The following is a 14069-nucleotide window of genomic DNA, read 5'->3' on the forward strand; positions in this document are numbered from 1 at the left end:
TCTAAAGTTAAGATTTAGTTCTTAACTAGAACTCCATGCTAAGTTAGCACATCCAAAATCGTGACTGTGTTTACCAAAGAAGGAAAAGATGATCTGATAACAGCAATAAGCGAATATGCCGCAAAATCAGTAAAATTAGAAAAACCGAGCAAGAAATTAACAAGTGCTATTAATGCTCCGGTTGTTGGAGCAAAAGCGCCAGTATTAGAAACTCCGTCGGGCAAAAAAACAATCAATAAAAAAACCTTGCTGTTCTTTTACGAATCGGGCTGTAATAACTGTGAGAATGAAATTCACCAGTTACTGGGCAATTACCAAATCGTAAAAGACAAAGGCTACGAAATCATAAGCGTAGCCGCAGACATGACCAAAAATACCGGAGACGGCCACGATCACGCCTTTCCGTGGGCAGCACAATTATGCGACTATAAAGGTTTTGCAGGCCCAAACTTCCAAACCTACGCCATAATAGGAACCCCAACTTTTTTTACGATAGATGAAAAAGGCATAATCACAGGGAAATATGCGAGATTAATTGATACGGGGATACTTAATTAATGGTGAATTGTTGATTGTTGATTATTAATTGTGAATCTTTTTGTCATTTCGACCGAAGGGAGAAATCGCACGCGGGATTCGACAAAGATTGGTTAATCACTTTGTAGAGTTACTAGTGCGATTTCTCCCTTCGGTCGAAATGACAAACGGCGTGATTAATACTATCGGTGTCACCCTGAGCGAAGTCGAAGGGCGCAAAGTAACTCCACAAACTAAATCACCAATCTTTGTAGAGCTTCTTGCGTGTCCTTCGACTTCGCTCAGGATGACAAACGGTGTCGTTAAGTAATCTTCACCACAATTTTGTCATCTCGACGAAGGAGAGATCTGCGCAAGTAACTCCACAAACTAAATCGCCAATCTTTGTAGAGCTTCTTGCGTATCCTTCGACTACGCTCAGGATGACAAACGTTGTCGTTAAGTAATCTTTGTCAAAGTTTAAAACTTTGACAAAGATCTGTACGTGCGCAATGACATAAAAATTCGTGCAAATTCGTGCAATTGCTTCGCCTGTTCGCTATCGCTCGGGTTGTGGCAAACCTAACAACCCACAATTTCAAAGAAATCCTTTTTTTGAAACTGTTTTTGTTTTCTGTACTTTTACAATATTAAAAAAATATTTTGTCAAGTTTAAAAAAACAGTCGGGCAGTTTAACTGAAAAAGCTGGGATTTCATCTCCTGAAATCACCAATGTTTCGGCTATCAACCAAATTAAAAACAAACGCAGACAGCAGCCTTCTGCTTCTGAATTAATCTCTGGAATTCTTTCCGGAAATATAACCGCACTCAGCCGCGCGATTACGCTTATCGAAAGCACAAATCCCGAACATGTCGCAAAAGCAGACGAAATTATAAAAGGCTGTCTTCTGCATGCTAATAAATCAATCCGCATAGGAATTACGGGTGTTCCCGGAGTTGGAAAAAGTACTTTTATTGAGGCATTTGGAACTTATTTGACTCAGGCAGGAAAAAAAGTCGCTGTTCTGGCTGTTGATCCCAGCAGTTCGATTTCCCACGGAAGTATTCTGGGCGATAAAACCCGAATGGAGGAACTGGTAAAAGATGAAAATGCTTTTATCCGTCCGAGTGCATCTGGAGAAAATCTGGGCGGAGTTGCGCGAAAAACCCGTGAAACAATTATTTTATGCGAAGCCGCAGGTTTTGACACGATAATTATTGAAACGGTTGGCGTGGGACAAAGTGAAACTGCTGTTCACAGTATGGTTGACTTTTTTCTTTTATTAAAAATTTCCGGTGCAGGCGATGAACTTCAAGGTATCAAACGCGGTATTATGGAAATGGCAGACGCAATTGTCATCAACAAAGCCGACGGTGATAATATCAAAAAAGCCAATCAGGCGAAACTGGAATTTAACCGGGCTTTGCATTTATTTCCTCCAAAAAAATCAAACTGGCAGCCAAAAGTTACGACTTGCAGTGCCATAACTAAAGAGGGAATTTCTGAAATCTGGAACACAATTTCTGATTATTTTGAACTGACTAAAGAAACTGGTTTCTTTCAGGAAAAAAGAAACGAACAAAACCAGTTTTGGATGATGGAAACGATCAACGAACAATTGAAGCAAAATTTCTACAATCAGCCTGAAATTATTTCATTATTGGAACAAAATAAAAAAGCGGTGCAAAACAATGAAATATCACCTTTTGCAGCCGCTCAGCTTTTATTAAATCAATATAAAAAGAGCTTCTAATTTCTTAAAGCTATTTTTAAATATTTCATTTATTTTACATCAATTGAAAGTTTATAAGTGTCTTCACTTTCCTGAATAGGATATTTACCAGGAACTAAAATATCTGAATTGAACTTAAGAGATTTAACTAATTCCGGTTGTATAGTCTGTCCTTCAGGTATTACATAAAATTCTCCATTTCGTAATAATCCTTTTTTATGTTCTTCGGTCAAAGCACTTTTTTGAATTGTCATAACAAATTTATCGGCTTCATTTGTAACACGTACTGGTGTTCCGTCAGTGTCCGGCTTAGAAAAGCTATATTTTCTCCACTCGTAAAAAACAAAATTACAAAACCCTTCCGGCTGACTGCAGTCAATATTATGCGCTCCCCAGGCTTGCACAATAACTCCTTCATAGTGCGGTAAATATCTTTGAGTATTGGGCTGATTTTGCTGTTCTGTTTTTGATGATTCAGCATTTTGATCTTCATTAGAATCGTTGTTGCAGCTTATAAAAAAAACTCCAAACACAAAAACTAACATCACTTTTAATACTTTAGATTTTTCAATCTTTTTTTGTTGTAAACTTTTCATAATAAATAATTTAATTGACCCCTACTCTATTACTGGCTTTTCAGGTTACGCCTTTGGTTTAGTATAGATCAATTAAATTTATTTTTTGTTACCCTTTTTGTTTGAATTTTAACACAAAAAAAAGCCGCTAAGTATGAAATTACATACCTAACAGCTTTTTTTAAAGTTACTAAGTTACTGAGGTTCTAAGCTACTAAGCTTTTAAAAACTCAGCTACTTAGAATCTTAGCTACTTAGAACCTTTTCCTCTAAGTTTATATTTATTTTCCTTGTATAAATTACCTGCGGTTATAACGTGCGCTAAGGCGTCTTTTGCTAATTCTTCGTTTAATTTTACCGGAATTAAAGTCGTATCGTTTTTGATTTCGAATTGAAGCGGTTTTAAATTCGGCTGCATAATAACAACTTGATTCTCTACTCTAAACGCGTTGATATCGTTGAATTGCATAATTGATCTTCCCTGCACTTTTGGATCTAATTTATTTAGGTTTCTACCAACCATTGGTGTTTCAAACGGAAGTCCTAAATAACTTAATAACGTTGGCGGAATATCGATTTGGCTTGCCAGTCTGTCATAAACTGCCCCTTTTGGAACTCCAGGCCCCATAATAAAGGCCGGAATATGGAATTTATTTATTGGTACTAAATTCTTTCCGTAGGTTCTGGTGTTATGATCTGCGATTACAATGAAAATCGTGTTTTTAAAATACGGCTCTTTTTTAGCCATTTCGAAGAATTTCCCAATAGAGAAATCGGCATATTTCATGGCGTTGTTTACCGTTGCCGCTTTTTTATCAAATTGTTTTATTCTTCCCGCAGGATATTCAAATGGTTCGTGATTTGAAGTCGAAAACATTAAAGAGAAAAATGGTTTATCTCCTTTTGATTTAAAATAATTATTGGCTTTGGTTACCAAATCTTCATCAGAATAACCCCAGGTTCCCTTAAAAGCATATTTATTTCCATCTGATTCAAAATCTTCCTGATCTACAATATCGCTGAAACCGTTTCCGTTGAAAAACGAAGCCATATTATCAAAATTGGCCATTCCGCCATAAATGAAACTGGTATCGTATCCTTTTTGTTTTAAAGCATCGGCAAGCGTAAAAAATCCTTGTTGTGAGTTTCCAAGTTTCACTACACTTTCTGACGGTGAAGGTAAAAATCCTGTGACAACAGCTTCGATTCCGCGAACACTTCTGGTTCCGGTGCAGTATAAATTGGTAAACAATAATCCTTCTTTTGATAATTTATCAAATTCCGGCGTTAATGGTTTTCCACCTAAAATTCCAACATATTCTGCTCCTAAACTTTCCTGTAGAAAAATCACCAAATTATATGGTTTCTTCTTAACAGAATCCGGCTGCTGTACATGCAGAAACGGAATTTCGGCATCTGTAAAATCTGTCGGGCCGGCAATCATGTATTTTTTTACACGGGCAATGGCTTCTGCTTCATCCATTTTTCCGTACATTTTTGTGTTTCCTTCATTCTTAATCGAATAAGCGGCAAATGCAACGGTATAAAAGGAATTTAACCCTAAAGTATTCGTCAATTGATCTGTCGAGAAAACAGCATTACTGGCATTAATAGGGCGCTTTGAAGTAAGACTTGAACGTGCTCCAAAAAACAATAAAAATGCTACTAATGGAAAAGTTATTAGTTTGAATTTATATTCGGTACTCGTTGTATGAAAATATTTTTTTCCTTTTTTGAAGGCGAAATAAATTACAATACCCAAAATCAGGAAAGTCACAATGATGGACGTCAGATAACTTTTTAAAAGCATTCCGACAACTTCTTTAGGATAAATCAGATAATCTAAGAAAATCTTATTCGGACGTGTGTCGTATTGTTTTACGAAATCCGGCGAAGCTAATTCTACAAAAAGAATCAGAAACAGGAATAAGAAACTATAAATTACCAAAAACCTATTGGTAAATTTCAACCATTTATTTGGCAGAAAAGTAATTAAAACAGCCGGCAGAAAAGATAAATAACAAAGTAAAATCAAATCCATTCGCAAACCAATTGGAAATATATACCAGAAATCCAGCGTCTGCTCTACCCTTTCTTTAAAAAGGAAAAATAAAAATATTCGGCTTAAGGTTGTAATCAGTAATCCGATTAATATAAAATTGAAAATAGGTTTTAAATAACTTAATTTTTTCATTAGATGATTTATATTAGTTTTTGGTTGAGAATATGGGAAGATGTGAACTCGCTAAGTTTTTGTTTCAATTTGTTATTTTTTAATCTCGCAAAGTCGCAGAGTCGCTAAGTTTTTGTTTTTTTAAGTCTTTAAATAAACTTTGCGACTCTGCGACTTTGCGAGCAATTTTCGTTGCTGAATAAAAGACTTTAAAAAAAACTTGGAAACATAGGAGAAGCACTGCTGTGCGTCTCTACATGTGCGTCTCTACATGTTCGCCTCTACAGATGCGTTTTTACTCTTCGTAACGGTTTATTTCTCTGTCGTAAAATTCATTGGCTTTAACGATAAGACCTTCCATTTCGGCATTCAATTCTGCTTCATCAAGATCTTCGGCTTCTTCCATAAATTCAACCTCATCATCTTTTAAGTTGATTATAAATCTTGGATAATCAAGGTGAATGATGAAAATATCATCTGGAAAATCAGTATTATCGCCAAGTAAAAATTTAGGTAATTCCATTTTATATATGTTTATTTTATGTTTTACAATTGCCTGTTAAGCAGGCTGTTTTTTTGCCACAGATTACACGGATTAAAAGGATTTTTATTCAAACAAAATAGAATCTGTTTCATCTGTGTAATCTGTGGGCTATATTTTTAAACCTCAAATTTAGTTATTTGCAAATGAATTTGAGATTAATTTCTTTGTGAGGTAATGAAAGCGCATGTACAGGAAAATTGCCGCTGTGGTTAATCCTGCCAAAAGCCCTATCCAAACGCCCTGCGCCTTCCAGTCTGTATATTCTCCTAAATAATACGAAATAGGAAAACCAACAACCCAATAGGCTACAAACGTAATATACATGGGGATTTTGACATCCTGCAAACCACGTAAAGCTCCAAGAACGACAACCTGAACTCCATCTGAAATTTGGAAAATGGCCGCAATCAATAATAATTTTGAAGCGATTTCGATTACTTCGGTATTGTCTAAAATTTGTCCGCTGTTTTCCATATTTAAAAAGATATGCGGGAAAAAATCATGAAAAACGACAAACAGAAACGCAAAAAATGTTTCGATAACAATGGCAAGCAAAAATATAGAACGCGCCACAACAACGAGGTTTTTATAATCCTGCAATCCTCTTTGGTTACTTACCCTAATCATCGATGTTACGCTTAATCCCATCGCAAACATAAAAGTAAGCGACGATAAACTCAACGCAATTTGATTTGCCGCCTGACTGGTTTTACCAATATTGCCGCAAAGCCAGATGGAAGCGGTAAACAATACGACTTCAAAAAGCATTTGCATAGCAGACGGAAATCCTAAGTTTATTATTTTTTTAAGCGTTGCGCTTTTGATTTCGCTGAAACTGAAATTTTTGAAAAAGTGTTTTAAGTCATTTCTTCTGGACAGCATAATGTGCATGAACATAACCAGAAATATTCTAGAAATAACAGTACCAAGTGCCGCACCAATAATTCCCATTTTAGGAAAAAACCAAATACCATAAATCAACACATAATTGATTCCTACGTGAAGTACGTTTGCCATAATCATGGCGTACATTGAATATTTGGTCATCGATTTTCCGTCGGCAAATTGTTTGTAACTCTGATACATTACTAACGGAATCAGCGAGAAAGCAACCCAGTCTAAGTAAGGTTTTGCCAATACAATTACTTCTTTAGGCTGTTCTAATAATTCCATTAATGGTTTTGCCAAAACAATTAAAGTAAAAAGTAATAATCCAATAATAGCGCATAAAAACAAACCGTGATGAAATGCAGATCGAATTTTGCCATCGTTTTTTTCGGCATCGCCTTCGGCTACAATGGGTGTAATAGCAGTCGAAAAACCAATTCCTAATGACATGGCAATAAAAACCATACTGTTTCCAAGTGAAACTGCCGCCAATTCAGTACTTCCTAATTTCCCTACCATTATATTGTCGACAATACCTATTAAAGTATGCCCAACCATACCCAATATAATAGGATATGCCAGTCTGAAATTATACGAAAACTCTTTGGTGTACTGCTTTAAACTCACTTTACTGCTTTTTTAGTGGGCAAAGATAATGAGAAGCTTGGAATTCTATCCTATTAATAAAAAGATAAGCCAATTTTAAGGCTAAAATTAGCTTATCGTAATATTATATAACGATTTCTAAAAATTATATAACAACTCCAAAAGACCTCTATTTTACTTTTACATTATTAATAATTCAAAGATATATGCCATGAAAAAATTACAGTTTATATGCCTCGCTGCATTCGCATTTTTTTATTCTAATGCCAGTTTTGCTCAAGATAATGAAGCAACAAATTACGATCAGGGTTTTAGATTAGGAATTGGTTTAAACGGAGGTATCCCAACGGATACTGACGATTATGATTTTTCACTTGGTGGAGACGTTCGTTTACAATATGACTTATCTAAAAGAACATCTTTGACATTAACTACAGGTTTTACAAACTTATTTGTGGGGGGTAAAGATGAATTAGGAAACAACATAAAAGATCTAGGATTTATTCCTGCAAAAGCTGGTTTTAAAGCTTTTTTCTGGGAAGATCAATTTTATGTTCTGGGTGAAGTAGGTGCCGGTTTTGCAGTAACAAACGGGTATAATGACACCACATTTTTATGGGCTCCAGGAATTGGGTATGCCAACAAATACATTGACGTGAGTGTCCGTTATGAGGACTACGACAAGTTCAACACCAATCAAATTGCGCTTCGTTTAGCGTATGGTTTTGATCTATAAAAAGAAAGGTTTATTTTATTTTTTTGTTTTTGGTAACAAACCCGGAAGTTTTCATAGTCTTCCGGGTTTTGTATTTTATTAAAGTATCGAAAAAAATACTTTATAAAAATCTCCATTCAATTATCATAGACCAAATAGTTTATTACTGTTCCGTTTATTTTTCTGCCACAGATTAAAAGGATTAAAAAGATTTTTTGCAAAGTCTATTCTAAAAAAACAATCAGTGAAAATCCTTTAATCTGTGGCAAAAATAACACAATACAGGTTTCTGCTTTCCAACAACAAACCCGACAGGTTTTTAAAACCTGTCGGGTTTGTTGTTGATCGTGGTAAGATTTTGATTGAGAAATCTTTGTCAAAGTTTTAAACTTTGACAAAGATAGGTGTGTATAAATTTTAACGTTAAACCAATTATCTAATTATCAAATTGACACATTATCTAATTCTCATTCAAAAACTTTTTATCCGTCAACGTTTTCATAAAGGCGATCAGCTGCTTTTTTTCTTTATCAGATAATTTCAATTTATCTTCGGGCAATGTTTGATTTGGCACATCAAATCCTAAACCTATTCCTCCACCCTGATCATAAAAATCTATCACTTCTTCCAGCGTTTTATAAACACCATTGTGCATATAAGGAGCTGTAAGTTCTATATTTCGTATCGTTGGTGTTTTAAACGAATTTTTGTGAATGGCAGCCTGCGTGATTACAAACTTTCCTAAATCGCCATCCAGTTTTTTATTTTTATCAGGAACACCTAAAATTTCGCTTTCAGATCTGTCAAAATTTGGTGGAACAGTTCCGTTTGTCAGCGGAATAAAATGACAGGTTGCACATTTCCCTTTTCCGGCAAATAAATTAAAACCTGCTTTTTCATCTGCTGTAAAAGTTGTTTTATTCTGCATGTAATCATCAAATTTTGAATCATAATGGCTTAAAGAGCGAATATAAGATGCCAAAGCATTTTTGATGGCAAATTCATTTATTTCACCTTTCGGAAAAGCTTTTTTGAACTCTTTTACATAGTCCGCATTTTTTTGAATCGCCAATGCTGATTTCTCTAAAGACCCATGCATTTCGTTTTCATTTTTAATTACTGCAACTGCCTGATCTTCGAGATAACTTACTCGCGAATCTGTAAAAAACACACGCTGAAAAGCAATATTTGTAAGCGTAGGTGTATTGCGCTGAATCATTGATTTTCCGTCTAATGTAACGGCTCTTTCTAATCCGTCTGTAAAAGCTTTATCATCATGGTGACACGAAGCGCAGGAACGTGTATTATTTCCGGATAAAATGGGATCATTGAATAACTTTTTGCCAAGAGCAATTTTTTCAGGCGTTGTTTGATAATCAGGAAAACCTGAAAAGGCTTCGGGATCAAAAGCATCTTTATCAAATAGTGTTTGGGCTGTTGGCTTTAAACCTCTTTGTTCTTTCATTAACGGAATTCCCAATTCCGCCTGTGTTTTGTAAAGTCCTTTACTTAAAGGATTTAAAATTTCTTTGATAAAATAAGCACGATCAAAAGCATCAAAATTGTTATTCGCCTGCAAATACTTTTTCCCTTTTTCTAAAATTTCAAGTACTTGATTGGAATTTGAAACCTCTTTATTCTCCAAATAAACACGGTAGTATTTTTCAATTGTTTCCAAAGATATTGAAGCTTCCGGAAGTGAGTTTAGCACAACGGGAGAATCAAATCCTGTAATTCCTAAAGTTATAATTCTATAAACCTCTAATCGCATGGCATCAAAAACATGGGCATCGGTCAATTCATTTGAATTGGAAACTTTTTCTAACCGAATTAAATTTGCCGATAAAACGCCTAATTCCTGAAGCAGTTCTTTTTTGTTGTTTTTATCGTATTTAGGAAAAACTAATTCTTCAACAACCTGAAATCCTTCGGGCTGAACGGTTATATTATCATTGTCTTCAAACTCCGGTATTGCCGGTCCATTGATCGATTTAGAAACTGCCGGAGAATAATACTCACTTAGCAATTCAACTTTTTTATAGCTTTTGTGCGCTTCGAGAAATTGTTTCTGAATTTGCGCTTCTGCAGCATCCGATTCTATTGAATGTTTTAGTTCATTAACTTTTTCGATTAATAAAATAATGTCTTTTTGAAACAATGTATTTATTTCCTGATGTTTGTCTTTTTTCTGACAAGCAGCAAATACAAGCAGGAATAACAAACAATATATTTTTTTCATGGTGTAATGACAATTAAAAGAGGAATTAGGTAGAAAAAACAGAAACCACTACCTCAAATTGAAATAGTGGATAACTGTTTTACGATAACTTAACAATTTATCTTGCCAAACCTTGTATAACTACAATTTGACTTGCCTGCATTTCCTCAGGGCGGTTTGCTCCGCCATCAGGTTTTAAATATTTTGTACCAGTCCATGAGTGAGGCTGAATACTTAACATAAAAGTATCTGGAATACCTAATTGTTCAGAAACATCAATTAATGCTCCATATTCCCAAACTCCTTTTTTGGTTGGATCAAGATCTTTTGTCTGTACATTATATTTAGCTGCATCTGCTGCCGTACGACGGTGGTCTAATTCTACTACAACTTTCAAACCTTTAGTTGCAATATTATATTGATAGATATAAGCATCGTGCGTTTCATCTCCGTATCCGTTAGCATCTTCTTCAATGTAAACGTAGTTTTTAGTCACACAAATGTTATCCGGATTTTGGAATTTACCAGCAATTCCGCTGCGGTTATCACCGTCAAGAATCACTTCAAGAGTTCCTTTTAAAGGGTCAGCTGCATCAAGATTTAATCTGTAAACTCTACCGTATTTAGTTCTTGAACCATCAGCATTAGTTTTATTAATATCTTGTCCTGTTACGTTAAAATACAATTCACGATCTGCATTATCACCGCCTTTACGGTAATCTAAATCTTCTACACGACCAAATTTAACCGCTTTCAAAGTATTTACAGCCGCATTAATCTGCGCACCTGTAAGTGTTTTATGGTCTTCAATTTTTACAAAAGAAACCGGATAAGTTTTACCAGTCTCCATATCTTTTTCTCTCTGGTTATCGTCATTTCTTTTTAGCATATACAAAGAACCATTAGTTAAATCACCCACAGTATTTGCTACATACATAAAAACCTGACCACCATAAGTTCCAGAATCGTCATCGCCAATTACAACAACCGTTTTACCTTTGTAAGCAGAAGAACGTAATGGTAAAGCGTTCTCAGCACTTAAACGTCCAAAACTTGCTAATTCTTTAGAAACTGATGCAGAACCTGCGCTTCCGTAAGGATCTAATGCATGTGTACGAGATTCTTCTCCAGATTCTCCACAAGTTAAATAAACAGGTCCAAAACCATGTTCTGCTTGTGTAGCCATAGTTGCACCGCACAATCTCCAGGTTCCTCCGCTTGAATTTAACAAATACTCTCCTTTAGTAGGTTTGAATGTTTTGTCAAGTGTAATTCTTGAAACCGAAAAGTTGTCTTCGTTATTTACTAAAAAAGTAAAAGTTCCGTCTGTATTTTTTAATAAACCAGAACCATCTGCAGAACCTCCAAAAATATATTTTGGACTATCAGGAAAAACGTCATCTGAACTAAAAAGAGAATAAATCTTCAGGTTTTCAAAACCTGCCTGTGCCTTTAATAAACTTGGCGTTACAGATTGATCTTTTAACACAACACTTGTTGTTTCTGTTTCGTCTTTAGAATCGTTGTCGTTACAAGATGTAAACACCGAACCTAAAATAAGTAGAGGTAAAATAATTCGTTTCATTTAGCTAAATATTGGTTTTTATTTTTTTACAAAGTAAATCCCTACTCTTTAACTAAAAATGACTTATACATTATCAAAAAAATAAGGCTTTTGATAAAAACACCTTACGAGAGCAAAAAAATTAACATTAATTTAGTAATACAAAATACACTTAAACTTGCAGTAACATAAAACCGAAAAAAGAGTCTTACTTTATGACTCCCAAAAAAATAAACCCGACAGGTTTAAAATCTGTCGGGTTTGCATATATGTTAAAAAATTATCTAATCATCAAATTGACACATTATCTAATTCCTAACTTTTCTCTAAAGTCTTCTTATACATTTCAAAATTGTCTTTAATCTCTTTAGGCAATTCCGGAACCTGAATATCCGTGTATTGTTTCATTTCTTCCCAAATAATCTTTGCTACAATATAACGCGCCATATCTTTATCATCTGCAGGAATTACGTACCAAGGCGCATTTTCTGTTGAAGTCTCGTTTATCGCTTCTTCATAATATTGCTGATATTCATCCCAATGCTCACGTTCTTTTAAATCGCCCGGAGAAAATTTCCAGTTGTGCTTTCCTTCTTCTAAACGGCGAAGCAAGCGATTCTTCTGTTCGTCTTTACTTAAATGCAGAAAAAACTTCATAATCACAGTTCCGTTTTGAGTGACGTGTTTTTCGAAATTATTGATTTGTTCGATTCGGTTTTTCCAGAATTTAGGCTTAATGTCGTCAACCGAATTAATTCCCGGTAAATTCTCTGCCAGAATAAATTCTGGATGCACTCTCGTTACCAAAACATTTTCATAATGCGTTCGGTTAAAAATCGCAAATTTTCCTTTCTCAGGCAAAGCAATATAATGACGCCATAAATAATCGTGTTCCAGTTCAGTCGAATTTGGTGTTTTAAAACTATGTACCACAACCCCACGCGGATTAAATTCTTTAAAAACTTCCCTAATCAAACTGTCTTTTCCCGAAGTGTCCATTCCCTGAAGACAAATCAAAACGCCATATTTATTGTGCGCATACATCACATCCTGAAAATCGCTTAATTTTTCTTTTACCTTTTCCAGTTTATCTTCTTTTTCATCATCGTCGGCATCAATATTTAATAAAGTTGGAAGTTTACTTAATTTAATTTTATCTGTGACTTTAAAATCTTTCGGGTCTATTGATTTCATATTTTTTGATTTTCATTTTTAAGAGGTAAAATATGTTATCGCTTTTCATTTATGCATTATTAAATGGCTTTTTCAAAACAGCGATTTCATATTTTCAAATTTTGTATCATAAATATAGTAATTTTACGAAGCATATTCCTGCTATTCATTGCAATACTTTTTCAATAAATTGCTTTTTTCCAAAGCCACAACAAGAGCTTCCGCTGGTCGCTTTGTTCTGTCAGGAAAAAATTCAATTTCTTTTCAAAGTATTTCCATTACTATCAGGGCTGGGCAATTATTTTCAAAACAACATTCATGGAAAAATTCACATTAGAAATATTATTTCAAATCATCGGAATCGGTTCGGCATCAGGATTATTTTATAACAATGATGCACTTTATATTATTGGCGACAACAGCGGATTCTTATACGAATACAATATGCAGAACCAGCAGTTAAATCAGCATCCTTTAATTCATAATCCAACGCAAAATATTCCGAAAAACCTAAAACCTGATTTTGAATCTTTAACGCATCATAATGATACTCTTTATGTTTTTGGTTCCGGTTCTACCGAAAATCGAAACAAAATGATTGAGTTCGATATTAAATCAAAAACGGTTTTACAAAAAAATAATTTAGTCGATTTATATGCCGTTATGCAAAATTTCGGTTCTATAAAACCAGAAGATTTCAATCTTGAAGGAGCCGTTTTTGATGGCGAAAACTGGTATTTATTCAATCGCGGAAATGGAATTTCAAACAAAAACACCATTTTCACCATTCATGCCAAAAGTCTGGGTGACGAATTTGCTTTGGTTGCGACCAATTATAAACTGCCAAAAATAAAAGGCGTTCGTTCCAGCTTTACCGATGCTATTTTAGTAGAAGATAAAATCTATTTCCTTTCTACTGCCGAAGACACAAAATCAACTTACGACGACGGGGAAATCCTTGGAAGTTTCATTGGAAGAATTGATCTTAAAACCATGAAAATCGATTTTACTCAAAAAATAACTTCAACTAATAAATTTGAAGGTTTGACTTTCTATAAAAAAGAAAATAACAAAATCGAGTTTTTACTTTGCGAGGATAATGATACAGAGCTTTTAGAAACTAAAATTTTTAAATTGACTTTGCCTATTAAATAAGCTTTGTGAAGCTCTGTGAAAATCTTTGTGAAGCTTTGTGTTATAATTTTACCGCAAAGATTCGCAAAGAAAATTACGCAAAGATTAACAAAGTATTTCGGTTACATAATAACGTAGAGGCGCACAGCAGTGCGTCTCCGCAAAGAATATAATAATGCTGAATGATAAAAATTGTGGATTTACGAGACGTTAGACGCACTGCTGTGCG

11 protein-coding genes are annotated in these 14069 nt (G+C 34.6%); 4 read left to right on the forward strand and 7 right to left on the reverse strand.

What is annotated here, in order from left to right; all coding sequences use genetic code 11:
* Positions 1 to 66: 66 nt before the first annotated feature.
* Together ACODSB_RS23550 and meaB are read left to right on the forward strand one after the other, a co-directional pair.
* Positions 67 to 558: a peroxiredoxin family protein gene (locus ACODSB_RS23550; RefSeq protein WP_488938827.1), complete on the forward strand. Its 492-nt coding sequence runs from the start codon at positions 67 to 69 to the stop codon at positions 556 to 558.
* 621 nt (positions 559 to 1179) lie between these two features.
* Entirely contained in the window at positions 1180 to 2271 is a 1092-nt protein-coding gene (gene meaB, locus ACODSB_RS23555) for a methylmalonyl Co-A mutase-associated GTPase MeaB (protein ID WP_488938828.1), read from the forward strand.
* A 29-nt stretch (positions 2272 to 2300) separates the two neighbouring features.
* Here meaB and ACODSB_RS23560 read toward each other — a convergent pair whose 3' ends face one another.
* The 4 genes from ACODSB_RS23560 to ACODSB_RS23575 form a co-directional block, all read right to left on the reverse strand.
* Complete coding sequence (locus ACODSB_RS23560; RefSeq protein ID WP_488938829.1) at positions 2301 to 2846, reverse strand: hypothetical protein; 546 nt, start codon at positions 2844 to 2846, stop codon at positions 2301 to 2303.
* Between the two features lie 229 nt (positions 2847 to 3075).
* A complete protein-coding gene (locus ACODSB_RS23565; RefSeq protein ID WP_488938830.1) occupies positions 3076 to 5019 on the reverse strand; it encodes an LTA synthase family protein in 1944 nt (647 codons plus the stop codon).
* Between the two features lie 274 nt (positions 5020 to 5293).
* Positions 5294 to 5521, reverse strand: coding sequence for a DUF8828 family protein (locus ACODSB_RS23570; protein ID WP_053474023.1), 228 nt, complete (start codon positions 5519 to 5521; stop codon positions 5294 to 5296).
* A 150-nt stretch (positions 5522 to 5671) separates the two neighbouring features.
* Complete coding sequence (locus ACODSB_RS23575) at positions 5672 to 7057, reverse strand: MATE family efflux transporter (protein ID WP_488938831.1); 1386 nt, start codon at positions 7055 to 7057, stop codon at positions 5672 to 5674.
* Positions 7058 to 7247: 190 nt separating this feature from the next.
* Between ACODSB_RS23575 and ACODSB_RS23580 the strand changes: the two genes are divergently transcribed.
* A complete protein-coding gene (locus tag ACODSB_RS23580; protein WP_488938832.1) occupies positions 7248 to 7772 on the forward strand; it encodes a hypothetical protein in 525 nt (174 codons plus the stop codon).
* A gap of 439 nt (positions 7773 to 8211) precedes the next feature.
* Here the strand turns inward: ACODSB_RS23580 and ACODSB_RS23585 are convergent, their stop codons facing one another.
* The 3 genes from ACODSB_RS23585 to ACODSB_RS23595 form a co-directional block, all read right to left on the reverse strand.
* Positions 8212 to 9990: a cytochrome-c peroxidase gene (locus ACODSB_RS23585; protein ID WP_488938833.1), complete on the reverse strand. Its 1779-nt coding sequence runs from the start codon at positions 9988 to 9990 to the stop codon at positions 8212 to 8214.
* 97 nt (positions 9991 to 10087) lie between these two features.
* Positions 10088 to 11554 (reverse strand): PhoX family protein, encoded by a 1467-nt coding sequence (locus ACODSB_RS23590; RefSeq protein WP_488938834.1) that lies wholly within the window; start codon positions 11552 to 11554, stop codon positions 10088 to 10090.
* A gap of 294 nt (positions 11555 to 11848) precedes the next feature.
* On the reverse strand, positions 11849 to 12727 hold the full coding sequence (locus tag ACODSB_RS23595; RefSeq protein WP_488938835.1) for a PPK2 family polyphosphate kinase: 879 nt from the start codon (positions 12725 to 12727) through the stop codon (positions 11849 to 11851).
* A 297-nt stretch (positions 12728 to 13024) separates the two neighbouring features.
* On the opposite strand from ACODSB_RS23595, the gene ACODSB_RS23600 reads away from it, so the two are divergent.
* The gene (locus tag ACODSB_RS23600) at positions 13025 to 13861 is read left to right on the forward strand and encodes a DUF6929 family protein (RefSeq protein WP_488938836.1); all 837 of its coding nucleotides are present in this window, start codon (positions 13025 to 13027) and stop codon (positions 13859 to 13861) included.
* Positions 13862 to 14069 lie beyond the last annotated feature (208 nt).

The organism is Flavobacterium sp. FG68, from assembly GCF_057808895.1.